We start from the raw sequence: 26,202 nt of genomic DNA on the forward strand, positions 1-26,202 counted from the left end.
AACGTGGCATGAAAGACTATGCTCATGGTAGCATGGCAACATAATTTATTAATATTTTTTAAATGTTAAGGCTCTACTCATGCGCATGACTTTACGCCAATTGGCTGTTTTTGTAGCAGTGGCACAAGAGGGTACCGTAACGAAGGCTAGCGATGCCGTCAAGCTTACACAAAGTGCGGCTAGTATGGCTTTAGCAGATCTGGAAGATGGTCTGGGTGCTCCACTATTTGACCGTCTAGGCAAACGTTTACAGCTAAATGACCTAGGGCGCTTTCTTCTCCCTCAAGCCCTGGAAATTTTAGGTCGTTGTGAATCTTTTGAACAAGTCGCTAAAGGTGAGCTTCAAAGTATCGATTTACGTTTGGGTGCAACCCTGACGATTTCAGATTACCTGATTCCTGACCTGATGGCCGATTTCTTGAAAATCAAGCCGCAAGCACATTTACAGCTTCAAGTCGGTAATACCCGTCAAATGATTGAAGCGGTGAATCAGTTCCAGCTGGATCTTGCCTTAATTGAAGGTTCATGTCATTTGCCACAGCTCCAATGTATCCATTGGCGTGATGATGAGCTGGCTGTGTGCTGTGCGCCAGACCACCCTCTTGCGCAATTGAACCGTGAACTAACCGCTGAAGATTTCAAATCTGTAGAATGGATTTTGCGTGAAGAAGGTTCAGGTACCCGTGAGGTGTTTGACAATACCATCTTGAAAGATGTACCAGATGCCAATATCCGTCTAACACTCGGTCATAATGAAGCGATTTTAAAAATTGTAGCGGGCGGAATTGGTATGTCCTGCATTTCCAAACTTGCGATTGAGCCTTTACGTGAAAAAGGTCAACTGGTAATTCTGGATACACCATTCTGGTCGCTGACTCGTCCGCTGTTCATGCTGGTACATCGCCAGAAATATCAGGGTCCAGGTCTGAGAGCCTTTATGAATTTTTGTGAAAGCTAAAATATTAGAAGCACCTTCAGGTGCTTTTTTAGGATTCATCAAAACTGACTTTCACATGGTATCCCATCGCCGTCACCATCCATTTTAGTATTTGGACAGTTACGAATGAAAAATAATGCTTCCTCATAAGAACCCATCTGACTACAGTGTTCTCGACCATCGCATTTAAATTGAGATACAGATGGTGCAGCCGTTTCTGAAGTTTTCGGATTAACGGGGTTACTTTGGCTTCTTAACTCAGTGCCGCGATTTTCCAGGTTCTTCCTGCCCTGCTCAGATAATCCTTGCATAGGTAGATCACCTTGCGCTGCTCGTTGCTCAGCGACAATTCGTTGCTGCTCTACCATCAGTCTTTCCAGCTTTTGCTGTTTTCGAATTTGGTAGCTTTGGTATTTGTTATAAACAAGAACAGCAAGAATCACCATAATCACCAGTCCTGATAGTGTGATTATTTTTGATGTAGTTGATGATTTTTTCTTTTCATAACGTAGAGAAGCTCTGGTTTCAATATCTCTATGTAGATCATTGTTTTGTGTAACAGGAACTTCTTGCTTAATATCCAAGCGAACAATATGGTTTGCCTTAAACTTTCCATTATCTTCCACAATCAAAAACTTTAATTTTTCCCCCATTTTTGGCGGAATATTTTTATTGGGAAAGTCTTTGACATGGAAAAATAAATCTTTGGATTGCCCTTCGATCTGAATAAAACCAAAACCACGATCTTCATTATAGGTTTTGATTTTCCCCTCTTGAAACATAATTCGCTCTTATCTTTAATATTTTTTATCATTGTAATCAAAAAGAGAATGAAAATCTTTTGTAAAATTCTCTAAAGCAGAAACACAAAAACTAGATGTGCATCTTATAGCGGAAGAATAGATCCCTAGTTAAAAGTAAAAAATTAAAATTTCTTTTTTATTTATACTTCACCAAAAATCATAAACCCAACAGCTGATGCCATTGCCAACCAAAGGGTCGGACTAAAGAAAAGTGAATTACGTACAGGAACAGCGACTGTGGGTGCCAAGGATTGCAAGGCGACGACTTCTGGCACAAATTCATCCTGCACTTTAATATCTAGACGTACCATGTTGTCTAATGTCATGCTGCCTTGTTGGGGAATGATTCTAAATTTAAGCCGATCTCCAATTTGTGGCTCAATTTCAGGCGAAGGTAAATCCTGTAACTTGAAACTTAAATCTTGAGCTTCTCCTATCAACTCCAAAGTACCCATACCACGTTCGGAATCGTAAGTTTTAATTTTTCCATCCCTAAACATGACACTTTTCTCTATAGACTTCATTTAATTTGTATTCTAAGCCCAAGGAAATGTTCAGCATTGTTGCTGTTCGGTGGATTTTTTATGTGTTATCTGTCTCTTTAAATATGTAAGCGGTGGTGCTATAAAAAAAGAGGCTCGAAAGCCTCTTTTTAAATGTGATTAAAAAAGATTAATTATGAGAATAATCCATTAACCACGGAAGTTATTTAACAATGCCGATGTAATTGATTTATTGTGTGTTGCCACTTTGGTTTTTTTAGCTTTCTTTGAGTTGTCTTCGACACGTTCAATCTTGATCGCTTTGTACTTATCGCCATTTTCAACAACATTAAATTTCACGCGTTCATTACGTTTTGGCTCGCCTTCTGCCGCAGGGAAGTCTGAAATATGGAAGAATACATCTCCCTCAGCGCAGCCAATAAAACCGAAACCTTTGGCAGGATCATACTGTTTGATTTTGCCCTGATACAATTCATCTTTCATGCTATTGTCCTATCCTGAAAATGCCCTGTCTACATTATATAAAAAAGAGGCTGTAGTAGCCCCTTTTTTCATCATATTCAAAAATTAGTCTTTTTGAACTGAACCAAAGATTTTATCGCCAGCATCGCCAAGACCTGGAACGATATAACCATTTTCATTTAAACCATTATCGATAGAAGCCGTAAAAATCACGACATCCGGATGCGTAGCTTCTACGCGCTTAATGCCTTCTGGTGCAGCAACCAGAACCATCACACGAATGTCTTTACAGCCGCTGGCTTTCAGTACATCAATTGCAGCCACTAAAGAAGAACCTGTCGCCAACATTGGATCAATGATCATCGCGATACGGTTTTGTACGTCTGGAACCAGTTTTTTATAATAGGTACGTGCTTCCAGAGTTTCTTCATCACGCTCTAAACCAAGTACCGATACTTTTGCACTTGGAATCAGGTTCAGGAAACCGTCGAGCATGCCAATACCGGCACGTAGAATTGGCACAACCGTGATTTTTTTACCCGCAATACGGTCAACTGTAACAGCACCATTCCAGCCATCAATGTCATGTTCAACCATTGGCAGGTCTTTAGTTGCTTCATAAGTTAGAAGCATGGTCACTTCTTGAGCTAACTCACGGAAATTCTTGGTACTGATATCTGCACGACGGAGTAAACCAAGCTTATGTCGAATGAGTGGATGACGGATTTCATGGATTGCCACGGGAGAACACCTAAAAGGTTAAAGATAAATTTCCGCTATTATAAAGGCTTTTATTGATTTGTATAAATAAAAAAGCCCCCAATCATGGAGGCTTTTTTGTAATAACGTCAATCTTTGCAGATATTAGTTAAAACCACTTTGAACCAAAGTGAAAATGAACTGTTGCAATTCAGGTGACATGGCAAAGAATGCATATTTAGATACTGCAATTACTGGATCTGGGTAGACACCGATCACAAGTACCGCAAGCGCAGCAAGAAGTACCATGATACCGCCCACTTTTTGACCCCAATGATTCACCGCATCTAAACGTGGTGTTTCAGGTGGTGTCATGTAAAGCACAACCATTACGCGCAGGTAGTAGTATAGACCGATACCAGAACCCAAGATAACCATCGCAGTCAGGAACCAGGCTTCGCCTGCAACCGCAGTTTTAATCACCAGGAACTTACCGATAAAGCCGGCAGTTAAAGGAATACCTGCAAGAGACAGCATCATCACCGTCAATACAGCAGTCAAGACTGGACGGCGCCAGAACAGACCACGGTATTCAGCCAAGCCACCCGCTTCATCCGTATTGTTATACGGACTAGACATCAGCGTAACGACACCGAACGCACCGATCGTGGTTAATACATAGGTAATCACGTAGACGTTTACACTTTCAAAAGTCGCGAAACCTTGAACTTGTAAGAAATCCGTATTACGTGAACTTACGATGGCAACCAGCAAATAACCAAAGTGTGCAATTGAAGAGTATGCCAAGATACGTTTCAAGTTCACTTGGCGAACCGCCAGCAAGTTACCTGCAAGGATAGACAGAACCGCAATAATTGAGATGATCGTGACGAAGCTGTCTGCCAGAATTAGACCCGAAGACAACGCATAACGAACAAACAGACCAATCATGGCTACTTTCGCAACAGTCGCAAGGAAAGTCGCGATTGGCGCTGGTGCACCAGCATATACGTCTGGTGTCCATTTGTGGAATGGTGCCAGCGATAATTTAAATGCTACTGCAAATACAATTAATGCCAGACCAATCACGACAGCCGGTTGACTGAATACAGTAAACAGTTTGCCTGGTTCAGCCACGAAACTTAAAGTACCTGTATATGCATAAATATATGCCATACCCATGAGCAGCATTGCTGACGCAGTTGCTGAAAGCACCAGATATTTCACACCCGCTTCAAGCGATTGAGAACGTTGATGTGTATATGCCAACAAGCCATATACAGGAATCGACATCAACTCAAGGCTGATAAAGAATGATGCATAGTGTGAGCTAGCCACCATTAGCATGGCACCCGCAACGGATGTCAGCATCAGGATATATAACTCTTCACGGTTATCTTTATAGGTTTCGATATACGCGTGAGATAGCGTTGCACATGCAAGTGCAGCAATCAGGATCACAAACTGGTACAGCATCGTAAATGGATCTACGATGAACAGATTCATCACGTTGGCAGGTGCAAACACGCCTGCCAACAAAACGAAAATGATATAGAACGCAGCAAGGTTTAAACCAATCACCGTGGTGGTAGCCACCAAGTTATGGTTACGCTTGATTGCGGTCAGCAACATCACGACGATCGCAGTTAACGACACGATCATCACAGGTGCTAGAGGCATAAGCTCAGAAAAAGACATTGTGAAGTTCATGGCTTATTGGATCTCCACATTTTCAAGTTGAGTCGTTACTTGATCAGCAACTTCAACCACTTCTTGAACTGGAATGTAGCTATTCGCTAACCACGCCATGCTTGAGTTAGAAACGTCAAGGAAGCTTTGTGGATATAGACCAAGCCAAAGTAGACCAAACGCACAGATCAACAATAATGCGATTTCACGTGCATTTAGATCTTTTAATGGATTTGTATAGTGCTGCTGTTGTGCTTCATTTGGTACACCAAACAGGGCTTTGTGAATCAGGATCAAACCGTACAAACCCGCAAATACCAAGCTGATTGCCGCAAGAATGGTAAACGCCGGAAATTTCGCATAAGCACCCATCAGGATCAGGAACTCACCAATGAAGTTACCTAGACCTGGAATACCCACCAACGCCGCAACGAAGAACATCAGGAAGAATGCAAGATACGGGAATTGACCACGCATACCACCCATCAAACGCATATCACGCGTATGCACACGCTCATATACCTGACCACACATAATGAACAGTGCAGCAGATGAAATACCATGTGCCAACATCATGATCATCAGACCTTGGAAGGTCAGGATGTTACCTGCGTAGATCGCAAGTAAAACGAAGCCCATGTGTGAAATAGAGGTATAAGCCAACAGGCGTTTCATGTCGGTTTGCTGGAAAGCACACCAAGCACCGTAGAAAATACCGATTAAACCAAGAATGATTGCGAAGTCTGCAAACTGTGCAGACGCTGCCGGGAAGAACGGAATCACGAAACGTAATAAACCGTACGCCGCAGTCTTAATCAAGATACCCGCAAGATCGACAGAACCCGCTGTTGGTGCTTGCGCATGCGCATCTGGTAACCAGCCGTGTAATGGGAAAACTGGAAGTTTTACCGCAAAACCGATGAATAAACAGATCATGAATGCATAAGCCACCGCTGGCGCCTGAGCATCAAGCGTATTCGCCACACCTAATAGATAGTTATAGTCGAAACGGATTTCACCCGTCATGGTATAGCCCACAGTCACCAGACCAAGGATACCAATCAGCATCACCAAACCGGCAACCTGCGTGTAAATGAAGAACTTGTTAGCTGCATAAACACGTGACTTGCCCTCTGCCCCTTTATGACCCCAAAGGGCAATCAGGAAGTAGATCGGCACCAGCATCATCTCCCAGAAGAAGAAGAACAGGAATAAGTCAATCGCCAGAAACACACCGATGACACCACCTAAAGACCATAAAAGGTTCAAGTGGAAGAAACCAACGTTCTTTTGAATCTCGCCCCATGAACAGCCTACTGCCAATACACCCAGGAGTGCAGTCAAGCCAACCATAAGAAGTGATAAACCATCCACTGCTAAGTGAATGTTAATGCCCAGGGTTTGAATCCAAGGCAATTTGAATTCGGCAGCCCACGAAGGTGTAGCACCGCCTAATTCATAGTTGTAAGTACCAGTCTGCCAAAGGACGATGGTCAAGACCAAGGTCACCAGCATACCGATCAGCGCGATATAACGCGGCAAGTGTTGGTCGAGTTTATCGACCAACCAGCATATGAAACCTGCAATGAACGGAATGAGGATCAGAGCCGGCAAAATAATATTGTTTGGAGCTTCCATTTTATTTCCCCACGACCTGAATCACGATCAAGATCATCAGTAGGACAACGACACCGAGCCCCATACTAGATGCATATTCACGCAGTGAACCGGTTTGACGTGAACTTGTAAAGCTGTGACCACCTTTAACAAGTGCAGGAAGTACCAGCCATAGGCCATCAATAGGATCACGACCAAAGATCTTCGCGAACATTAAATATGGCTTCACGAAAATGAGGTCATACAGCGTATCGAAACCTAATGCATTACGGCAGATGTTGACCAGGCCAGCACCTACAGAAGTGGCTGCAAAACGTTTGACTGCATTGTAAGCAAAAGCGAACAGTACTACACCCACTGCAAGACCTGTCAAAGCAACAGCAATTGCGATGTATTCAGCACCATGTGCACCTGCTTCAAGCGCTTCAGGAATAATGAAGGCTGGAATTTGTGCAGCATCCAGAATACTCATTACCGGTGCTTTTAGTACGATCGCGAGACCTGTTGAAAGTACAGCAAGAATCGCCAGTGGCGCCCAGTAAGTTGCACCTTTGATTTCATGATAAGGCGTGTTTTCTTTGCCGAAGAATACAACCCAGATTAAACGGAATGTATAAATAGACGTTAAGAATGCACCTGCAACACCCACCCAGTACAGCGTGTTATACACTGGTAAACCAGCAATATGACTTTGCGTCCAGACTGCAGCAAGAATCGCATCTTTTGAGAAGAAACCAATCGTTAGGAATGGAATCGCTGCCAATGCACCGCCACCAATCGCGAAACATGCAAACAGGAATTTGTTCTTGTAGAACAGACCGCCCATCTTGAAGATGTTTTGTTCGTGATGGTAAGCCAGAATCACCGCACCAGACGACAAGAACAATAATGCCTTGAAGAATGCGTGAGTCAGCATATGGAACAGACCTGCCTGGTATGCTTCAGCACCTACCGCCATAAACATATAACCGAGCTGACTCATGGTTGAGTATGCCAGAATACGTTTGATGTCGGTTTGAACCAGTGCAGCAAAACCAGCCACAAGCAAGGTCACCGCACCTGTGATCGAAATAAATACCATCACTTCTGGTGCAAGTTCAAAGACTGCGAATAGACGGCAGCACAGGTAAACACCCGCTGTTACCATCGTTGCAGCATGGATCAATGCAGAAACAGGTGTTGGACCTGCCATCGCATCGGCTAACCATGTTTGTAACGGGATCTGTGCAGATTTACCCGCCGCACCCAAGAACAATAACAATGCTGTCCAGATGGTCAGAGATGAACTTTGGGTCATTACAGTCGCTGCATTTTCAACGATGTACTGAATGTTCAAGGTACCGAATTGCTGGAAGATCAGGAACATGGCAATCAGCAAGAATACGTCACCGATACGGGTCACGGTAAATGCCTTGATTGCCGCCAGACCGTTTGCAGGGTTCTGGTAGTAATAACCGATCAGCAGGTATGAACACAGACCTACGCCTTCCCAACCCAGGAATAACAACGCCAGGTTGTCACCCAATACCAGCAATAACATGCTTGCAACGAACAGGTTGAAGTAAGAGAAGAAACGTGCGAAGTCTTCTTCACCGCGCATGTACCATGATGCAAAGATGTGAATTAAGAAACCCACACCAGTGACCATGCCCAGCATCAATAAAGACAAGCCATCCAGCTGCAAGCTGATGCCCGGAGCAAAACCGCCAACACTGAACCAGGTCCAGAGATGTTGCACAACTGCAGTTGAACCATTATTCACAAAGTCCATACCCGCAATCAGTGCGAACAGTGCAGATAAACCGACTGCACCGACACCAATCATTGCTGCAACAGATTCCGGAAGCTTGTTACGCCCCGCCGCTAACAGGACAAAACCAATGAGCGGAAATAAAATTGTTAGATATAAATAACTCATCCGCGCATCTCACTAGCAGCATCCACATCCAGGTGATGGAAGCGATGATAGAACTGAAGGACGATCGCAAGACCAATACAAGCCTCTGCCGCAGCAAGCGTCAGGATCAGGATAAACATGATCTGACCATCTGGCTGTGCCCATGCACTGCCCGCCAGGACGAACGCTAAAGCAGCAGCGTTCATCATGATTTCAAGGCTCATTAAAATAAATAGTAGGTTGCGTCGCACCATTACACCGTAAAAACCCAGTGCAAAGAGAATAGATGCAACGATCAAACCATGCTCTAAAGGGATGTTGCCCATTATTCTTTTTCCTCTTCTGCATCTGGTTCACGTTTACCCAAATGGAATGCAGCTACCAAGGCAGCAAGCAATAACATCGCGGCAACTTCAACCAACAACAAGTATTGCGTAAAGAGTGCTTGACCCACTGCTTTCGGGCCCACCATTTCTGTACCCATTACCAGTGAAGCTTGTGTGTAATCAGAGTTTAATACCCATACCAGCACCAAACCGATCAGGAAGCTCATCAACGCCGGATAAGCCCAAGCCGATGAAGTCAACCATTTACGTTCTTGTTCAACGGTCTGCTCACCCAGGTTCAGCATCATTACCACGAACACGAACAACACCATGATCGCGCCCGCATAAACGATCACTTCCAGCGCACCAGCGAATGGCGCACCGACGATCAGGAACATGCCTGCGACTGCAAGCAATGACACGATCAGGCTTAATAAAGCATGTACCGGATTCGCGTTAGTCACCACGCGAACCGTAGAGACAATGGCCACGAGGGCCATTAAATAAAATGGCCACATCATGGTAATAGACTCCGTACATCAACAGGTGCACTTTCACGCTGTGCTTGACCTTTGTCCTTGCCTGCAACTGCCATACCGGTTACACGGTAGAAGTTATAGTCAGGATATTTACCAGGACCAGAAATCAGCAGGTGTTCTTTTTCATAGACCAAGTCCTGACGAACATATTCGCCAAGCTCGAAGTCCGGGGTCATCTGAATCGCAGTGGTTGGACACGCTTCTTCACACATACCGCAGAAAATACAACGCGAGAAGTTGATACGGAAAAATTCCGGATACCAGCGACCATCTTCACGTTCTGCTTTTTGTAGTGAAATACAGCCTACCGGACAGGCAACCGCACACAGGTTACATGCCACACAGCGTTCTTCGCCATCAGGGTCGCGCGTCAATACGATACGACCACGGAAGCGTGGTGGCACGATTTCTTCGGCCGGCACTTCCGGATATAAAATGGTGTCACGTTTACGTGTTGCGTGGCTGAACACCATCCACAACGAACGAACGATTGACCCGAATCCAGCTAGAAATTTAAACATTTTGTTCTCCCTGCTGTCTTAGGCCTGATTCATCAGAATCACAGCACCAGTTACCAAAAGGTTAACCAACGCCAATGGCAAGCAAATTTTCCAACCAAAGTTCATCACCTGGTCATAACGTGGACGCATTAATGAACCACGCGCCAGTACAAACATCATTACAAAGAATGCTGTTTTGATAATGAACCAGAATGCTGCTGGAAGGAACGGAATATCAAGGTTGAATGGCGCAAGCCAGCCACCGAAGAATAAAGTCACGATCAATGCAGAGATCAGTACCACGTTGACGTATTCCGCAACGAAGAACATCCCCCACTTCATACCGCCGTATTCAACATGGTAACCTTCTGCCAATTCCTGTTCTGCTTCTGGTTGGTCAAATGGGTGACGGTGCGTGACCGCAACACCCGCAACCACAAAGATCAGGAAGCCAAGGAACTGAGGAATCACAAACCAGACATCTTTTTGCGCTTCAACGATTTCACGCATGTTGAATGAACCGGCAATTGCCACCACACCCATCAACGAGATCCCCAGGAACACTTCATACGAAATGGTTTGAGCCGCAGAACGTAAACCGCCCAGTAAGGCATATTTGTTGTTTGATGACCAGCCACCGAACAGGACTGCATAAACTGCAATACCCGCCATTGCCATAAAGAACAACAGGCCGATGTTCATGTCTGCTACACCTAAATAAGGTGATACAGGAATAACCATGAACGACAGCACCGCAGTTGCCATCGCAACTGCTGGCGCCATACGGAAAGTCAATTTGTCAGCAAACTTAGGTGTCCAGTCTTCCTTGAACATGATTTTCAGCATGTCGGCAACAATCTGGAACATACCACCCGGACCAACACGGTTCGGACCGTAACGGTCTTGCCACAAGCCGAGTAAACGACGTTCAATAAAAGACATCAACGCAGCGATCAGTACTACAACCAGCAAGATCACAATCGCTTGAATGACTGAATAGGCAATTGGCCAGTTTTCAGCCCACAGCGGCGTTTGACGGATTAATTCTTGTTCCATGAATTACACTCCTACCGCGACTGAAACAGGCTCTGCAAGAGATACCGTCGGTGCCAGACCGATTGGGTAGCCAATATAACCTGTCGGTAAATATTCAATCACTTGAACTGGAAGAACGATTGATGTCTCACCTGCTTTCACCGTGATTGTCTGACCATCTTGAACATTCAGGCGCGCTGCATCCTGCTCACCCACTGCAAATACCGCTTCAGGAATACGCGTTTCCATCGCTGGTGTTTTTACCGTGAATTCACCTGAACCAAAGATATGGTGCATTGGTACCAGACGGAAGCTTTCAGCATTGACCAGAACAGGTGCCGGTGCCACGAAGGTACGTGCCGGACGTTTTGCCAAACGGTCGAATAAACGAACGCCTGAATCACCACCTTTGAGTGAACCACCTACAGTTTCCTGGAACTTGCTCCAAGCTTGTGGCGAGTTCCAGCCTGCAGACCATGCAAATGGAACCAGTGGAGATGGAGTCTGGTCTCCGACATAACCTTCCATCGAGAATGTTAATGCGGAGTCTTTATCTGTAGGCTGTTTCGGCTCATGTACAGACAATGGCGAACGCATTGAAGTACGACCTGAGTAACGACGTGGTTCACGTGCCACTTTCAAGCCATGAACACGGAAGCCCGCATCAGGTGCAACATCCAGAATGCCTTCAAGCGCAGGAACGTTTTTCGCCACTGACTCGATCACATCATCCAGTAAAGTCCAAGAAATCGCTTTGCCTTTTACGCCTGTTTCCAGAGCGTGTAACCAGCGCCAAGATTCCTTGATCGCCAATTCAGGATTGTAGTAGCTTGGGTCATACACTTGGTAGAAACGTTGTGCACGGCCTTCTTGAGAAACGACAGTACCATCACCTTCAGCAAACGATGCAGCAGAAAGTACGATGTCGGCTTTTTTCACTGTTGCAGTTTCAGAGTGATCCAGTACGATCACATCTTTGCCTGCAAGTGCAGCATCGACCTGTGCAGCAGGAAGACGACGGTAAAGGTCGTTTTCAACCACAATCACAGTATTGTAATCTTGTGCAAATGCTTGCTCCAGGCTTTGACCACCCAAGATTGCCATACCCATCGAGTTCACTTCAGGAACCGTCAAGGTCAGACCTGCATTACCCAGATTCTGTGCAACTTGTGCAGCAGCTTCCATAATGGCAGGATCTTGCAAGCTTGTACCTGAGATGATCAGTGGTTTCTTCGCAGCTTTTAAAGTGTCCGCAATGGTTTGTGCAAATGCTTTGGCATCGTCATCTAAACCAAGAATCGTTTCACCCGCAACTGCTGCAGCAACTGCAAAACCTAAACGTGCGATGTCGTTTGGAGAAGCAACCACTTCACCTTCAGCAACATCAGACAAACGGGTTTGTGTCGCAGCCAGGATGTAAATCGGAGATTTCGCATCTTGTGCAATACGTTGTACCGGTTCAGCCAACCACTCTTGCGTACGGCGCTCTGCCGCCATCTCTTTGCCTTTATTTTTCGCAGCCTGGCGAACAGATAAAGCCATACGTGGCGCAGTTTGTGTGAGGTCTTCACCCAAAATTAACACAGCATCGTAGCTTTCAATTTCACGCATGTTCGGGTTGTAAACACCCTCGGTTTGCATGATAGAAGCAGCAAGTTCAACCAGGTTTTGCTCTTTTTGAGATAGACCTGTTGAGAAGTTCTCTTGACCCACCAACTCACGAAGTGCGAAGTTCGACTCAAGTGATGCACGCGGTGAACCAATACCCAATACTTTTTTGCCCTGGATATTTGCAATGACCGTGTCTAGTGCTGCATCCACTGAAACAGTTTCAACAGTTGCACCTTGACGGAATTGTGGTTGACGCGGACGGTCTTCACGGTTCACATAACCTGTACCGAAACGGCCTTTGTCGCATAAGAAGTACTGGTTGACTTCACCGTTATAACGGTTTTCTACGCGGCGAAGTTCGCCATAACGTTCACCCGGAGAGATATTACAACCTGAAGAACAGCCTTGGCATACGCTTGGCGCATACTGCATGTCCCATTTACGGTTGTAGCGAGCCGAATGAGTTTTGTCGGTGAATACACCTGTTGGACATACTTCAGTCAGGTTGCCCGAGAATTCAGACTCTAAAGTACCTGATTCAGGACGACCGAAGTACACACGTGATGCATTGGCATACACGCCGAAGTCCGTACCACCTGCGTAGTCTTTGTAATAACGCACACAACGGTAACACGCGATACAACGGTTCATTTCGTGAGAAATGAATGAGCCAAGCTCCTGGTTGTAATGGGTACGCTTCGTGAAACGGTAGCGACGACGGTCATGCTGCGTCATTACAGTCATATCTTGTAAATGACAGTGACCCCCTTCTTCACAGACTGGACAGTCGTGCGGATGGTTGGTCATCAAGAATTCAACAATCGAAGCACGGAAATCTTTGGCTTCTTTGTCTTCAATCGAGATGTAGGTATTGTCAGATGCTGGCGTCATACATGACATGACCAAACGGCCACGCGTATCTTCTGGATTCGCGTACTGGGTCACGGCACATTGACGGCAAGAACCGACAGAACCTAAGGATGGATGCCAACAAAAGTATGGGATATCAATGCCAAGACTCAAACATGCTTGTAGCAAGTTTTCCGAGCCGTTGACTTCATACGATTTGCCATCGACATGAATTGTAGCCATAGTCGAATTCCTTAAGCTTGTTCTACGTTGCTGGTTTGAGCGGCGGCATTCACAACCTTCGCTTCAAATTCGCCACGGAAATATTTGAGTGCGCCCATAAGCGGCTCCATTGCACCCGGTGCGTGGGCACAGAAAGTTTTACCAATCCAAAGCTTACGAGTCAGTTCTTGTAAGTGATCGATATCTTCTTTCTTACCTGTGCCATCTTCCAGTGCTTTCAGCGCTTTCACAGCCCAAGGTAAGCCATCACGGCAAGGCGTACAGAAACCACATGATTCGCGTGCAAAGAATTCTTCGAGGTTACGTGTCGCTGAAACCATACATTGGGTTTCATCTACCACCATCAGTAAGCAAGTCCCTAAACGCGAACCTGCTTTCATGATGCTTTCCGCATCCATAGGAAGATCAATATGCTCGGCAGCCAGGAAGTCAGTCGATGCACCACCCGGTAACCATGCTTTCAGTTTTAAGCCGTCACGCATACCACCCGCATGGTCTTCAATCACTTCACGTGCTGTCGTACCAAATGGAAGCTCCCATAGACCCGGGAATTTTACCTTACCTGATGCACCATAAATCTTGGTGCCTGGATCTTTCGACTTACCCGCAGACAAGTTGATATACCATTCAGGACCACGCAGCATGATGGCTGGTAAGTTGTTGTAGGTCTCTACGTTGTTGACAATCGTAGGACGACCCCAAGCACCTGCAACTTGCGGGAATGGCGGTTTAGTACGCGGGTTGGCACGGCGACCTTCTAGCGAGTTAATCAATGCAGTTTCTTCACCGCAGATATAACGACCCGCACCGGTATGCACGTGTAACTCGAAGTTCCAGCCTGTACCAAGGATGTTATCCCCTAAGTAACCTTTGGCACGAACTTGCTCAAGTGCTTCATTTAAGTACTGAGCAGCTTCAATGTACTCGCCACGGATAAAGATATAACCGTGTGTTGCTTCAAGCGTATAGCCTGCAATCAGCATGCCTTCGATCAATTGATGCGGAAGATCTTCCATCAACAAACGGTCTTTAAAGGTACCTGGTTCCATCTCATCGGCATTACAAATCAGGTAACGTGGACCTGAGTTGTCGTTTGGCGCCATCAAAGACCATTTGATACCTGCCGGGAAGCCTGCACCACCACGACCTTTTACAGTCGCTGCCTTAACCACTTCCAATACATCTTTAGGCGACATGCTCAGTGCTTTTTTAAAGCCTGCATAACCTTCCAGCGCTTCGTAATCATCTGCATTACGTACGTTGGCTTGTTTGCTTAAACGCCATGTTAATGGATGCGTTTCCGGGTTACCGTCGCCATAAATTGGTTTTGGTTCAGTATTCATACATACTTCTCCAACAGCTGTTTCACCGAAGTCACTTCAACCAGACCGTGCGTGTCTTCATCAATCATCAAGGTTGGACCTTTGTCACAGTTGCCCAGACAGCAAATTGGCAGCAAAGTGAAACGACCATCTGCAGTCGTTTGACCAAAAGAAATGCCTAATTCGCGCTGGAATGCTTCTGCCAAAGTTTCCGCACCCATCAGGAAACACGCAATCGAATCACATAACAAAATTACGTGACGACCGACCGGCTGACGGTAAATACGGTTATAGAACGTTGCCACACCTTCAAGGTCTGCAACGCTCATGCTGAGCATTTGTGCGATGGCATTCATTTGCGCATCATCTACCCAGCCATTACGGCGTTGTACACACTTCAGCGCATCTAGACACGCTGCACGTGGGTATGGGTAGTGCCCCATGTGATGTTCGATATCGTGAATTTCGTCCGCAGTCAAAATTCCTTCAACATTCACACGTGGCTTTTTATCAGTCAAAATCATCATAATGCGTTTACCCCTTAGCGATCCACGTCAGCCATTACGACGTCAATGGTCGCTAAATAAATGATTAAGTCAGACATTAAGCTGCCGTTAATCACAGAAGGCATTTGCTGTAAATGCGTGAAGGTTGGTGTACGGATACGGGTACGGTAACTCATAGTTGACTTGTCTGAAGTCAAGTAGTAGTTCGACGCGCCTTTCACCACTTCCGCCATCACAGATGCTTCACCCGCCGGCATTACAGGACCCCAAGATACGCTCAGGAAGTGCGTAATTAAGGTTTCAATATCTTGTAATGTCTTGTCTTTTGGTGGTGGAACAGCCAGTGGATGGTCTGCTTTGTACGCACCAGACGGCATATTATCTAAACATTGTTTGATAATTTTCAGTGATTCTTCGATTTCACGGTAGTGAACGATGACACGTGCATAGGCATCGCCTTCGTACTCAACCGGCACTTCGAAGTCATAATTTTCATAACCGCTATATGGACGGTATTTACGTACGTCAAAGTCGATACCTGTAGCGCGTAGACCTGTACCTGTTACACCCCAAGCCAATGCAGATTTTGCATCATATTGCGCAACATTACGGGTACGACCCACAAACACCGAGTTTTTCAGCGCTGCAGTATGATATTCCTTCAAACGTTTCGGCATCCAGTCCAAAATTTCACGGATCAGGTGCTGCCAGTTGTTTGGAAGGTCATGTGCGGTACCACCGATACGGAACCATGCCGGATGCATACGATAACCGGTGATCGCTTCAATCGCGTCATAGATTTTCTGACGGTCAGCAAACATGTAGAAGACTGGCGTCATACCACCGGCATCTTGAATCGCAGTACCAATGAACAACAAGTGGTTATTGATACGGAACAGTTCAGACATCATCACGCGGATACATTGCGCACGGTCAGGTACAGTAATACCCGCCATTTGCTCTACGCCAAGCACGTAAGGCATGTTTTGCGCACAACCACCGAGGTAGTCGACACGGTCTGTATACGGAATGAATGAATGCCAGGTTTGACGTTCAGCCATCTTTTCCACACCACGGTGGTGATAACCGATGTCAGGCACACAGTCTTTCACTTCTTCACCGTCCAGCTGCAAGATCACACGGAACGCACCGTGCGCAGATGGATGGTTCGGACCCAAGTTCAGGAACATGAAGTCTTCATCGGCATTGCCGCGCTTCATACCCCAATCTTCAGGGACGAAACGAAGATGTTCCTGTTCGTAGTCCTGTTTGGCTTTATCTTGCAAATACGGCGTATATTCAGTCGCACGTGCAGAATATTCTTTACGTAGCGGATGACCTTCCCAATAGGTTGGCAACAAGATACGACGGAGCATTGGATGCCCTTCGAAATTGATCCCGAACATATCGTAAGCTTCACGTTCGTACCAGTTGGCATTTGGCCAAATATTGGTTGCCGTCGGAAGATTCAAATCGCTTTCTGCTAAGGCAACTTTAATACGAATGTCAGTATTACGCTCGAGCGACAACAAGTGATAGAACACTGTGAAGTCAGACGCAGGTAAACCGTCGCGGTGCGTACGCAGACGCTCATCTACCGCTGACAAGTCGAACAACATCACGTAAGGACGTGACACTGTACGCAAGAACATTAAAACTTCTTGTACACGTGCGCGCTCAACCCAGACTGTCGGGAAATCCTCGAAAGTCGTTTGCACAAAGAAGTTCTCACCAAATTTGGTTTTGAGTTCTTCAATAATGGCAAATGCTGGGCGTGAATCAACAGGCGTTGATTCTGGCATAGCAATGTCAGTTTCAGCCATTGGCTTGGCTTCCTATTTAATACAAATTCAGTCAACCTAAACGACAATTACACCCATAGCGGGTGCACAACAAAACAACCTGTCGTTTAAATTATTTAATTTCATCCATTGAGCGCAGATTTTTCACAGCAACACGCTGGTCTTTCTTACGGTCACGTTCCGGCATCATCTTTGGCTTATACACTGGCTTAAGATCATCACCGATCACCGCAGAAAGCGGACGACGCTCTAGTTGAATCTGGTCTTGCAACAGCATCAATGCCTGAATCAAAGCTTCAGGACGTGGTGGGCAACCTGGAATATACACATCGACCGGGATGATTTTATCCACACCTTGTACGACTGAATAAATATCGTACATACCACCTGAGTTGGCACATGCACCCATTGAAATGACCCATTTTGGTTCAAGCATCTGTTCGTACAGACGCTGAATTACTGGCGCCATTTTTACGAAGCAAGTACCCGCTACAATCATTAAGTCCGCCTGACGCGGTGAAGCACGGATAACCTCGGCACCAAAACGTGACAAGTCATGCACGCCGGTCAAGGTCGTTGCATATTCTACGTAGCAGCAAGATGTACCAAAGTTAAATGGCCAAACTGAGTTTTTACGACCCCAGTTGACTGCTGTATGTACCACATCCTCTAAGCGAGTCATGAATACATTTTTATTCACTTCTTCTTCTAGCAACGGATCTTCTACAACAATACGTTCCTGAAGTGGATATTGGTCAGCATTCGGATTCGCACGGGTTAATGTATATTTCATCCCGTCTTACTCCTTATCAGATAATTGAGTTTGTGACTTTTTCACAAAACCAGATGATTGAGCCGGGATTTGACCCGTTGGATCCATCACCAATTCTTCAATCGAGTTGAAGCGCGTAATTTCTGCAAGATCCATATTTGGCGAACCAATCTTAGCTTTAATTCCTGCTGCCTTACGTCTGTCTGAAGGTGCCCAATTGAGTGCGCCTGTCGATAATTCGTAAATCAAACCAACAAGTAAAACTATGATAAAGATAGCTGCAGTTGCAAAACCAATCCAACCTACCTCACGAACAGAAACTGCCCATGCATATAGATAAAGTGCTTCTAAATCAAACACCACAAAGAAAATTGCAACTAAATAGAACTTTGCAGACAAGCGGATACGAGCTCCACCTGCGCTAACTACACCTGACTCAAACTGCTCCTGCTTGGCACGGCCCCATGATTTACCCCCGAGGAGTAATGGGACAGTCAGCATAAAGACGCATAAAAATGTAACGCCGATCACGAAGGCAATAATTGCCCATTCGTATGGAGTAATAGCACTCATGCGGGGATAACTCCTGGCAGGCCTATTTGTTAACAAAGAATGTATGTATTGGCCTTCAAATACACCAAACACAAAATTAATCCCGCCAATTGTACCTGATTTTGGATTTCACTTGCTAGTTTATAAGCCTTAGTCTTTGGGATGATTTTTTAGACATTTCAGGATTTAATTTGACTTTAATCATTCAGAATTCGTTTTAATCGTTTTCCCAAATTAAATTTTAATTATCTATTAATTTTTCTATAAAGAGCACTTCCAGAAAATAGGCTGATCGATGAGCTGCTTTTCTCGCCCACCCATTTAGATATAGTCTTTTTCACTATTGAATCCAAGTTAAATCGGATAAAAACTTATTTTAACAACTATTTTTTCTTTCAAACCAATTGATTTAACTTGATATTTAATGTGATTTTTTATATTTAACTGTTGCTTTACCCCCTGCAGCTACTTGGTAATCTTGGATTGGCAATTGTGTCTTTTTGCAACATGCTCAACGGACTGATTCAGAATATGTTATTTCTATTTCTAAACCACATCATGACATTAATAAAGTAACAATAAGGAGTCCTTGCATGTCTCTACGCTTTTCCCATCGACCTAATTATTTTTTATTTGCTCAATTACTGGTTAGCCATATAGAAAATTACATCCAGAAAAATCCCAACATAAGCCAGGCAGCTTTTGACTTACGTGACATCCATGCACTTTTTCAAGAGGACCATGCTTCTTCCAGCATCAATCTGGATGGCATTATGAATATCGCTGACGAATATAAAGTCGAAACGTTATCAGGCGACCAAAAACTGATTCAGCGTTATAATGTCGATGCGAAAAACACCAAACTGTTGATCGACTTTAACCCTGAAGCGCTACAAAGCTTAAAAGAGGGCAAATCACTCATTGAACCTGATGCGACCATTCAGGAATAAAATCTCTTCCAATAAAAAACGATGCTGATGCATCGTTTTTTTATGACCAAAATCATTTACACAATATCAAGCTAAATGATCACTCGCTTCCTCTGGCTTTTTTTCCAGCATTTTGCGCTTACTCTTCTTGACATAACGTTGTGCCGGCCAGGTCATGGTAAAACGCGCACCACCCAGCGTCGGGCTTTGATCCACCTGAATCGTGCCACCAAACCAGTACGCAATCCGGCTGACAATCGACAAACCTAAACCATAACCACCCGACGCACGGGTACGGCTATCATCCAGTCGGGCAAAGGCTTCAAAAATGCGGGCACGATCTATTTCTGGAATCCCCGGCCCGTCATCTTCAACGCAAACATAGGCCTGACCATCCTGATCCAGACCGCCGCTAATCAAGATTTTATTATCGCAATAACGTACAGCATTGCCGACCAGATTCTGAATTACACGATGCAGATAACGACGCTCCGCCTCTACTGTGACCGCAACAGGCATTGGATGTAATTCGATGATTTTCTGGGTTTTCAGCGCTTCAGTTTCTTGTGCCACCTGATTCAGTACGTCATACAGATCGATTTGCTCAAACTCAATCGACGGCATGCCCTGTTCCAGTTTGGCATAGGTCATGATCTCATCAATCAAGGTATTCAGCGCTTCAATATCTTTATCAATCTGTTCCACCTGTTGCAGACGATAATCGTAGTCATCTTCATCCGCCATCATTTCCACACCAAAGCGGATTCGTGCCACCGGTGTACGCAACTCATGCGACACCGCACGCATCAACTCACGCTGCGCTTCGATCAAACGCTGGATATGATCTGACATATTGTTATAGCTAGACGCCAGTGTAGACATCTCGTCACTGCCTTCCACAGGAAGACGCAATGACATATTACCCGATTTCATTTTGTTTAAGGCATAGCTGACTTCACGCAACTTACGCTGCATCGGAACCAGAAGACCATAAACACCCAGACTCAACACAAAAAGGCTTAATAAGGTAATACCGGTCGCCAACTGGAATGGCATCCAGTTAAACAAGGGTACCGGCCCCATGACCAATACTTGCGAGGTCGAACCAGGAATCGGTGAAATAATTGAAATTGTGGTACCACGAATAGAGGCATTGTCGCGGTATAAAATGATGCTGTGATCCAGACGCAGACGTCCGATTTGCTCGGAGTCTAAAGGTAGATTCTGGACATTTTCGATAGAAACCGGATAAGAAAAATAATCCTGAATACGAGCCAGATATTCTTTTTCCTGACCTGGATAGTAGACCAGATAGTCCAGGATAAAGACTGGTAAGGCCTTCATCTGGCGCTCAGTAATACTGTCGGCCTTAATATAAAGGTAATGACCCGGGTCATCGCGCAGCCCAACCACAATATAGGCAATACCTGATTCGGCGTCCCAACGCACCACCGCTTTTCGTTCGGCAATACGGCGCCCTTCAGCACGGGTAATATCGACCTTACTGGCTTCTACATAATGGATAGGTAATTCCAGCAAATCGGAGGCATCAGAAACCCAATCCATCTTTTGCTGGAGATTTGGCTGGCGTGCGACCCCTTCACTGATGATATACGCCATACCATCAGTCAGGGATTCGCGATATTCTTGCGCACGCTGATAGTTGATAATCTGTACCAACAAATAGCCGAACACCGCCACCAAGACGACAAGGATGACGAGTCCTGCGTATATACGCAAAAATATACTGTGTTTAAACACCTATAATTTATCCTGCTTGTTCAAGCAACAAACCACATTTGCTTAAAGACCATTGGTCTCTTTAACAAAAAGATAACCCTTACTACGTACTGTTTTAATACGCTTCGGATTTTCTGGATCGTCACCGATTTTTGGACGGATACGAGAAATACGCACATCGATTGAACGGTCTTGACCATCATATTCGATACCACGTAAACGCTCGAAAATATCTTCGCGAGAGAGAATACGGCCAGCATTCGATGCAAGCAACCATAACAGGTCATATTCTGCACTGGTAAAATCAACCAGATCGCCATTTAAGGTCACTGAACGGCCGCCATTGTCGATGACCAGATCATCAAATTCGATGCGCTGTGCCACTTCATCTTCAGGCACCTTGTCAGTACGACGCAGCAATGCACGAATACGTGCCAGCAATACACGTGGCTGAACCGGTTTAGCGACATAGTCATCTGCACCCATTTCCAGACCCAAAACCTGATCCATGTCTTCAGTACGCGCAGTCAACATCAAAATCGGTTGATGATAATGTGGACGCACTTCACGGCAAATGGTCAAGCCATCCGCACCTGGCAACATCACATCCAGCACCACCATATCTGGCTGCTCGGCAATAATCCGACGAATGGCACGGTTACCATCCGGCTCTACCCCCACCTCAAGTCCGTTACGAATGAGGTATTCTTGCGTTAAACGGGCAAGACGCTCGTCATCTTCAACAATTAAAATCTTGGGTAACTTTTCTTCTTGGCTCATGTATTGCCCCTTATTTGGTGGATCTACGCTATAGGCGTATCCTTTTGAAATCCAATAGATACGTTTTTAATATGCTTGCAATATACACACGTTTACATTGTAAACAAGATAGCGTTCACCAAACTGATACATCAAGATAGCATTTTGTAATATTTTATCGTGCATTTTTTGGACAATTATGCTTGAAACAGTGGTTTAGATCTGATTTTCGATTTACACAACTATTACATGGACAAAATATGACTGCTTGATTCCGCACTTTTTAGTTATCCACAGTGTTATCTATAAGCACTTTCTTGGGACTTTGTTATGCTATGCCTTGCCTGATAAGGCTTATACAAAAATCAATAAAAATAGCGATATTTTTACAAGGATTAAAGCACAACTTAAGAAAAATATTTAGCTAAATGTCAATATTGATCTACCCTAAATTTTCCCGTATCTTGTGTTCAATTAATTTTAAAACCACTAGGTCTTGTGTTTATTCCTCAAACACTGTGGCATGAATTTTGCCCAGTTCAAACGGTCCATAAACATAAAAATAGATGACAATGGAGCTATGCTAACATGAGCGTAATCACTTCAACTCCTGGTCAACTTCAGGTGATTAAACGCACCGGTGATGTTGCCGCTTTTGATGCAGAAAAAATTTCTGTCGCAATTGGTAAAGCGTTTTTGGCGGTTGAAGGCCAACAAAGCGCTGACTCGAGCCGGATCCATGATCGTATCGAGCAACTGACGGAAATGGTATTAAATACCTTTAAACGTCGTTTACCTTCTGGCGGAACGATTCATATTGAAGAAATTCAAGACCAAGTTGAACTTGCGCTAATGCGTACGGGCGAACAGAAAGTTGCACGCTCTTATGTCATTTACCGTGAACAACGTTCTGAAGCACGTAAACAGTTAGGTGCACATCATCACCCGACCCTGCAAATTACCGATGCTGAAGGCAAACTCAAGCCACTAGATTTAAGTGCTTTAACTGCGCATGTTACTAAAGCAGCAGAAGGCCTTGAAGGGATTGATGTACAAGCCATTGTCGATGAGACTGTGAAAAACTTGTACAACGGCGTAAAAGAGTCTGACATCTCGACCACGATGATGATGGCGACCCGTACCCGTATCGAGCAAGAGCCTAACTATACGTATGTGACTGCACGTTTATTGCGTGATGACCTGGTTGCGACTGGTTTGAAATTCCTGGGTCTACCTGTAGATACAGTTGAAGGCGATGCGCTGGAAACTTACCTGAAAAAAGGGATTGAGCTTGAGCTGCTTTCTCCAGAATTGCTGAACTTTGACCTGGCGAAACTGGCTGCTGCGATTCAACCGGAACGTTCTAACCAGTTTACTTACCTGGGTCTACAAACCTTATTTGACCGTTACTTCATCCACTCGGATGGCGTACGTTTCGAATTGCCGCAATTATTCTTTATGCGTGTTTCTATGGGCTTGTCGCTCAATGAAGAAAACCGTGAAGACCGTGCAATCGAATTCTATAACTTATTGTCTAGCTTCGACTACATGGCATCGACGCCCACCCTGTTTAACTCAGGTACGCTTCGTCCACAGTTGTCTAGCTGCTACTTGACTACAATTGATGATGACCTGTACGACATCTATGGCGCAATGCGTGATAACGCAATGCTGTCTAAATGGGCAGGTGGTTTAGGTAATGACTGGACGCCAGTTCGTGCCTTGAACTCATACATCAAAGGTACAAACGGTAAGTCGCAAGGTGTTGTTCCATTCCTTAAAGTAGCGAATGATACGGCTGTTGCGGTTAACCAGGGCGGCAAGCGTAAAGGTGCAGTATGTGCATACTTAGAAACCTGGCACCTGGACATCGAAGAATTCCTTGAACTGCGTAAGAACACTGGTGATGACCGTCGTCGTACCCATGACATGAACACTGCGAACTGGGTTCCTGACCTGTTCATGCAACGTGTATTCGAAGATGCTGAATGGACTTTGTTCACCCCTTCTGAAACGCCTGATCTGCATGATTTGACTGGTGCAGAATTCGCTGAGCGTTATGCACATTACGAAGCGATTGCCAAAGAAACAAACATGTTGCACAAGAAAATCCGTGCAAAAGATTTGTGGCGCAAAATGCTGTCTATGCTGTTTGAAACTGGTCACCCGTGGATCACATTCAAAGACGTATGTAACCTGCGTTCACCACAACAACACGTAGGTGTAGTTCACTCTTCTAACTTATGTACAGAAATTACGCTGAACACCAGCAAAGAAGAAATCGCGGTATGTAACCTGGGTTCGATTAACCTGGTACAACATGTTCAAGGTGGTGTACTTGATCGCGAAAAACTGGCACGTACCGTTAAAACTGCGGTTCGTATGCTCGACAACGTGATCGACATCAACTACTACGCTGTTCCGCAAGCGCGCAACTCGAACCTGAAACACCGTCCGGTTGGTATGGGTATCATGGGCTTCCAGGATGCACTGTATGAGATGAACCTTGCTTATGGTTCTGATGCTGCGGTTGAGTTTGCTGATGAATCGATGGAAGTAATCTCATACTACGCGATTTCAACCTCTAGCGATTTGGCTGTTGAACGTGGTACATACGAAACATTCAAGGGTTCATTGTGGGATCAAGGTATCCTGCCAATCGACTCGCTTGATCTGGTTGCGAAAACTCGCCCTGAACGCATGTTCGAAGTCGACCGCACTCAACGTCTGGACTGGGACACGTTACGTGCCAAAGTTCAAAAAGACGGTATGCGTAACTCGAACGTGATGGCGATTGCACCAACAGCAACGATTTCAAACATCTGTGGCGTGTCTCAGTCAATCGAGCCAACCTTCCAGAACTTGTATGTGAAATCAAACCTGTCTGGCGAATTCACCGTGATTAACCCGTACCTGGTACGTGCGTTGAAAGAACGTGGTCTTTGGGATGCGGTAATGGTCAACGACCTGAAACACTTCGAAGGTTCTGTGCAGAAGATTTCCCGTATTCCTGAAGAGCTTAAAGCCATTTTCGCGACTGCATTTGAAGTTGATACACGCTGGATCGTGGATGCTGCATCACGTCGTCAAAAATGGATCGATCAGGCTCAGTCTCTTAACCTTTACATCGCTGGTGCAAACGGTAAGAAACTGGACATCACTTACAAGATGGCTTGGTTACGTGGTCTTAAGACGACTTATTACCTTCGTGCATTGGGTGCGACTTCTGCTGAGAAATCTACAATTAACACTGGCGCATTGAATGCAGTTAAACCTGCAACTGTTGCGGCTCCTGTTGCGGCAGTAGCTCCGGTGGTTGAAGCGCAAAAACCTGAAGCTCCTGCAGAGGAAGAAGGTTTTGCTCAAGCGGCGCCAGTGCCAATGGCATGTTCAATTGACAATCCTGATTGTGAAGCTTGTCAATAATTAACTAAAGGTATCGAACTCAGAAATTAGGCTACTCACGTGGCCTCTCTGGAAATTCTCTAAACGTTAGGCTACGTATAGCGTAATTTTTCTGAAAGGAAGAATTATGAAAAAAAGAAAAGATATCTTTGGTCGAAAAATTGATTTAACCAGAGAAGAGCGTAAGTCTCTTCAAAGATTTGTAAGTGTAGCGATTACGGCTATTTGGTTTTGGCGATTTAGAGATTTGCCAATCATCTATAGCTTGCTTAATTGTCTCACTTATATGTTCACAGAGTTTTTAAGACTTCTTAAAAAGAGTTGGGAATTATCTATAGTGCTAGCTATACCTTATTTTGCAGCAAAGTTCGCACTATATTTTATTCATTTGAGTCAGCCTATCATTTGATAGGCTAACTATAAAAATAAAGGAAATCACCATCATGCCTCCAATGACTCATAACTACATGTTAGGACTTGCGGCATTGCTGATTTCCTTTGGTATTACCTTTTATTTACCCATTGCTTACTTCTGGCTCAAAGTTCGCCAGCAGCGTAAGCAAAATAAGTAGTGGGGATTATTGCTCCTGTATAAAACTAGAGCATTCATCAACAAAACTTAATTTTGCTTAAACAAATTGAGCGTATAGTAAGACATCTCAGCCAAGCTGAATGTCTCATAAAAGATATAAAGCAACGTAGAGA

The 26,202-nt window shown here is 44.9% G+C and carries 24 protein-coding genes; 5 read left to right on the forward strand and 19 right to left on the reverse strand.

Annotation, left to right across the window (positions count from 1 at the left end; genetic code table 11):
* Window positions 1-79: 79 nt before the first annotated feature.
* Window positions 80-958 (forward strand): LysR family transcriptional regulator GigC, encoded by an 879-nt coding sequence (gene gigC, locus ACP7BU_RS04280; RefSeq protein WP_425878694.1) that lies wholly within the window; start codon window positions 80-82, stop codon window positions 956-958.
* A 38-nt stretch (window positions 959-996) separates the two neighbouring features.
* On the opposite strand, the gene ACP7BU_RS04285 is transcribed toward gigC, so the two are convergent.
* The 17 genes from ACP7BU_RS04285 to ndhC all read right to left on the reverse strand — a co-directional run bounded on the left by ACP7BU_RS04285 (window position 997) and on the right by ndhC (window position 18,685).
* Window positions 997-1,719: a cold shock domain-containing protein gene (locus ACP7BU_RS04285; protein WP_425878692.1), complete on the reverse strand. Its 723-nt coding sequence runs from the start codon at window positions 1,717-1,719 to the stop codon at window positions 997-999.
* Window positions 1,720-1,880: 161 nt separating this feature from the next.
* Window positions 1,881-2,240 carry a hypothetical protein gene (locus ACP7BU_RS04290; protein ID WP_425878690.1) on the reverse strand — a complete coding sequence of 120 codons (360 nt, stop codon included), beginning with the start codon at window positions 2,238-2,240 and terminating at the stop codon, window positions 1,881-1,883.
* A gap of 192 nt (window positions 2,241-2,432) precedes the next feature.
* The gene (locus ACP7BU_RS04295) at window positions 2,433-2,726 is read right to left on the reverse strand and encodes a cold shock domain-containing protein (RefSeq protein ID WP_004732065.1); all 294 of its coding nucleotides are present in this window, start codon (window positions 2,724-2,726) and stop codon (window positions 2,433-2,435) included.
* Between the two features lie 84 nt (window positions 2,727-2,810).
* Complete coding sequence (upp, locus tag ACP7BU_RS04300; RefSeq protein WP_004280765.1) at window positions 2,811-3,446, reverse strand: uracil phosphoribosyltransferase; 636 nt, start codon at window positions 3,444-3,446, stop codon at window positions 2,811-2,813.
* Between the two features lie 123 nt (window positions 3,447-3,569).
* Window positions 3,570-5,114 carry an NADH-quinone oxidoreductase subunit NuoN gene (nuoN, locus tag ACP7BU_RS04305; RefSeq protein ID WP_425878687.1) on the reverse strand — a complete coding sequence of 515 codons (1,545 nt, stop codon included), beginning with the start codon at window positions 5,112-5,114 and terminating at the stop codon, window positions 3,570-3,572.
* A 3-nt stretch (window positions 5,115-5,117) separates the two neighbouring features.
* Window positions 5,118-6,731 carry an NADH-quinone oxidoreductase subunit M gene (nuoM, locus tag ACP7BU_RS04310; protein WP_004280767.1) on the reverse strand — a complete coding sequence of 538 codons (1,614 nt, stop codon included), beginning with the start codon at window positions 6,729-6,731 and terminating at the stop codon, window positions 5,118-5,120.
* 1 nt (window position 6,732) lies between these two features.
* Entirely contained in the window at window positions 6,733-8,628 is a 1,896-nt protein-coding gene (gene nuoL / locus ACP7BU_RS04315) for an NADH-quinone oxidoreductase subunit L (RefSeq protein ID WP_253148105.1), read from the reverse strand.
* Window positions 8,625-8,933 (reverse strand): NADH-quinone oxidoreductase subunit NuoK, encoded by a 309-nt coding sequence (gene nuoK, locus ACP7BU_RS04320; protein ID WP_004280769.1) that lies wholly within the window; start codon window positions 8,931-8,933, stop codon window positions 8,625-8,627. Before nuoK ends, nuoL begins: the two co-directional genes overlap by 4 nt.
* Window positions 8,933-9,451 carry an NADH-quinone oxidoreductase subunit J gene (gene nuoJ / locus ACP7BU_RS04325; RefSeq protein WP_171054322.1) on the reverse strand — a complete coding sequence of 173 codons (519 nt, stop codon included), beginning with the start codon at window positions 9,449-9,451 and terminating at the stop codon, window positions 8,933-8,935. Before nuoJ ends, nuoK begins: the two co-directional genes overlap by 1 nt.
* Window positions 9,451-9,993, reverse strand: a complete 543-nt coding sequence (gene nuoI, locus ACP7BU_RS04330) for an NADH-quinone oxidoreductase subunit NuoI (protein ID WP_004280771.1) — start codon at window positions 9,991-9,993, stop codon at window positions 9,451-9,453. Before nuoI ends, nuoJ begins: the two co-directional genes overlap by 1 nt.
* 18 nt (window positions 9,994-10,011) lie before the next feature.
* Entirely contained in the window at window positions 10,012-11,028 is a 1,017-nt protein-coding gene (gene nuoH / locus ACP7BU_RS04335) for an NADH-quinone oxidoreductase subunit NuoH (protein ID WP_004280772.1), read from the reverse strand.
* 3 nt (window positions 11,029-11,031) lie between these two features.
* Window positions 11,032-13,710 (reverse strand): NADH-quinone oxidoreductase subunit NuoG, encoded by a 2,679-nt coding sequence (gene nuoG / locus ACP7BU_RS04340; RefSeq protein WP_425878683.1) that lies wholly within the window; start codon window positions 13,708-13,710, stop codon window positions 11,032-11,034.
* Window positions 13,711-13,721: 11 nt separating this feature from the next.
* Entirely contained in the window at window positions 13,722-15,053 is a 1,332-nt protein-coding gene (nuoF, locus tag ACP7BU_RS04345; RefSeq protein WP_005106202.1) for an NADH-quinone oxidoreductase subunit NuoF, read from the reverse strand.
* The gene (gene nuoE, locus ACP7BU_RS04350) at window positions 15,050-15,559 is read right to left on the reverse strand and encodes an NADH-quinone oxidoreductase subunit NuoE (protein WP_005247901.1); all 510 of its coding nucleotides are present in this window, start codon (window positions 15,557-15,559) and stop codon (window positions 15,050-15,052) included. The genes nuoF and nuoE overlap by 4 nt, the downstream gene beginning before the upstream one ends.
* A 14-nt stretch (window positions 15,560-15,573) precedes the next feature.
* The gene (nuoC, locus tag ACP7BU_RS04355) at window positions 15,574-17,361 is read right to left on the reverse strand and encodes an NADH-quinone oxidoreductase subunit C/D (RefSeq protein WP_004732074.1); all 1,788 of its coding nucleotides are present in this window, start codon (window positions 17,359-17,361) and stop codon (window positions 15,574-15,576) included.
* Window positions 17,362-17,452: 91 nt separating this feature from the next.
* Window positions 17,453-18,133 (reverse strand): NuoB/complex I 20 kDa subunit family protein, encoded by a 681-nt coding sequence (locus ACP7BU_RS04360; RefSeq protein ID WP_004280778.1) that lies wholly within the window; start codon window positions 18,131-18,133, stop codon window positions 17,453-17,455.
* Window positions 18,134-18,139: 6 nt separating this feature from the next.
* Window positions 18,140-18,685, reverse strand: a complete 546-nt coding sequence (ndhC, locus tag ACP7BU_RS04365) for an NADH-quinone oxidoreductase subunit A (RefSeq protein ID WP_004280779.1) — start codon at window positions 18,683-18,685, stop codon at window positions 18,140-18,142.
* Between the two features lie 572 nt (window positions 18,686-19,257).
* On the opposite strand from ndhC, the gene ACP7BU_RS04370 reads away from it, so the two are divergent.
* Window positions 19,258-19,614: a hypothetical protein gene (locus tag ACP7BU_RS04370; protein ID WP_425878679.1), complete on the forward strand. Its 357-nt coding sequence runs from the start codon at window positions 19,258-19,260 to the stop codon at window positions 19,612-19,614.
* A 66-nt stretch (window positions 19,615-19,680) separates the two neighbouring features.
* Here ACP7BU_RS04370 and bfmS read toward each other — a convergent pair whose 3' ends face one another.
* Complete coding sequence (bfmS, locus tag ACP7BU_RS04375; RefSeq protein ID WP_005104083.1) at window positions 19,681-21,354, reverse strand: sensor histidine kinase BfmS; 1,674 nt, start codon at window positions 21,352-21,354, stop codon at window positions 19,681-19,683.
* A gap of 42 nt (window positions 21,355-21,396) precedes the next feature.
* The gene (gene bfmR, locus ACP7BU_RS04380) at window positions 21,397-22,113 is read right to left on the reverse strand and encodes a response regulator transcription factor BfmR (RefSeq protein WP_004280782.1); all 717 of its coding nucleotides are present in this window, start codon (window positions 22,111-22,113) and stop codon (window positions 21,397-21,399) included.
* A 567-nt stretch (window positions 22,114-22,680) separates the two neighbouring features.
* On the opposite strand from bfmR, the gene ACP7BU_RS04385 reads away from it, so the two are divergent.
* From ACP7BU_RS04385 to ACP7BU_RS04395, 3 genes are all read left to right on the forward strand, one after another.
* Window positions 22,681-25,518, forward strand: coding sequence for a ribonucleoside-diphosphate reductase subunit alpha (locus tag ACP7BU_RS04385; RefSeq protein ID WP_425878677.1), 2,838 nt, complete (start codon window positions 22,681-22,683; stop codon window positions 25,516-25,518).
* Between the two features lie 106 nt (window positions 25,519-25,624).
* Window positions 25,625-25,906, forward strand: a complete 282-nt coding sequence (locus tag ACP7BU_RS04390; protein WP_253144269.1) for a hypothetical protein — start codon at window positions 25,625-25,627, stop codon at window positions 25,904-25,906.
* Between the two features lie 34 nt (window positions 25,907-25,940).
* Window positions 25,941-26,069, forward strand: a complete 129-nt coding sequence (locus ACP7BU_RS04395; RefSeq protein ID WP_266100017.1) for a hypothetical protein — start codon at window positions 25,941-25,943, stop codon at window positions 26,067-26,069.
* Window positions 26,070-26,202 lie beyond the last annotated feature (133 nt).

This window comes from Acinetobacter sp. 40AMC3-4 (assembly GCF_049898185.1).
Classification (GTDB): domain Bacteria; phylum Pseudomonadota; class Gammaproteobacteria; order Pseudomonadales; family Moraxellaceae; genus Acinetobacter.

Excerpts from the sequence above, each read along its gene's own strand:
- ACP7BU_RS04395 (WP_266100017.1), top strand. The coding sequence starts at position 25,941 with ATGCCTCCAATGACTCATAACTACATGTTAGGACTTGCGGCATTGCTG.
- ACP7BU_RS04390 (WP_253144269.1), top strand. The coding sequence starts at position 25,625 with ATGAAAAAAAGAAAAGATATCTTTGGTCGAAAAATTGATTTAACCAGA.
- nuoC (WP_004732074.1), bottom strand. The coding sequence starts at position 17,361 with ATGGCTGAAACTGACATTGCTATGCCAGAATCAACGCCTGTTGATTCA.
- nuoH (WP_004280772.1), bottom strand. The coding sequence starts at position 11,028 with ATGGAACAAGAATTAATCCGTCAAACGCCGCTGTGGGCTGAAAACTGG.
- nuoL (WP_253148105.1), bottom strand. The coding sequence starts at position 8,628 with ATGAGTTATTTATATCTAACAATTTTATTTCCGCTCATTGGTTTTGTC.
- nuoE (WP_005247901.1), bottom strand. The coding sequence starts at position 15,559 with ATGATGATTTTGACTGATAAAAAGCCACGTGTGAATGTTGAAGGAATT.
- nuoI (WP_004280771.1), bottom strand. The coding sequence starts at position 9,993 with ATGTTTAAATTTCTAGCTGGATTCGGGTCAATCGTTCGTTCGTTGTGG.
- ACP7BU_RS04295 (WP_004732065.1), bottom strand. The coding sequence starts at position 2,726 with ATGAAAGATGAATTGTATCAGGGCAAAATCAAACAGTATGATCCTGCC.
- ACP7BU_RS04290 (WP_425878690.1), bottom strand. The coding sequence starts at position 2,240 with ATGTTTAGGGATGGAAAAATTAAAACTTACGATTCCGAACGTGGTATG.
- nuoF (WP_005106202.1), bottom strand. The coding sequence starts at position 15,053 with ATGAATACTGAACCAAAACCAATTTATGGCGACGGTAACCCGGAAACG.
- ACP7BU_RS04285 (WP_425878692.1), bottom strand. The coding sequence starts at position 1,719 with ATGTTTCAAGAGGGGAAAATCAAAACCTATAATGAAGATCGTGGTTTT.
- nuoM (WP_004280767.1), bottom strand. The coding sequence starts at position 6,731 with ATGGAAGCTCCAAACAATATTATTTTGCCGGCTCTGATCCTCATTCCG.
- bfmR (WP_004280782.1), bottom strand. The coding sequence starts at position 22,113 with ATGAGCCAAGAAGAAAAGTTACCCAAGATTTTAATTGTTGAAGATGAC.
- ACP7BU_RS04370 (WP_425878679.1), top strand. The coding sequence starts at position 19,258 with ATGTCTCTACGCTTTTCCCATCGACCTAATTATTTTTTATTTGCTCAA.
- gigC (WP_425878694.1), top strand. The coding sequence starts at position 80 with ATGCGCATGACTTTACGCCAATTGGCTGTTTTTGTAGCAGTGGCACAA.
- nuoK (WP_004280769.1), bottom strand. The coding sequence starts at position 8,933 with ATGGGCAACATCCCTTTAGAGCATGGTTTGATCGTTGCATCTATTCTC.
- nuoN (WP_425878687.1), bottom strand. The coding sequence starts at position 5,114 with ATGAACTTCACAATGTCTTTTTCTGAGCTTATGCCTCTAGCACCTGTG.
- nuoJ (WP_171054322.1), bottom strand. The coding sequence starts at position 9,451 with ATGTGGCCATTTTATTTAATGGCCCTCGTGGCCATTGTCTCTACGGTT.
- ACP7BU_RS04360 (WP_004280778.1), bottom strand. The coding sequence starts at position 18,133 with ATGAAATATACATTAACCCGTGCGAATCCGAATGCTGACCAATATCCA.
- ndhC (WP_004280779.1), bottom strand. The coding sequence starts at position 18,685 with ATGAGTGCTATTACTCCATACGAATGGGCAATTATTGCCTTCGTGATC.
- ACP7BU_RS04385 (WP_425878677.1), top strand. The coding sequence starts at position 22,681 with ATGAGCGTAATCACTTCAACTCCTGGTCAACTTCAGGTGATTAAACGC.
- nuoG (WP_425878683.1), bottom strand. The coding sequence starts at position 13,710 with ATGGCTACAATTCATGTCGATGGCAAATCGTATGAAGTCAACGGCTCG.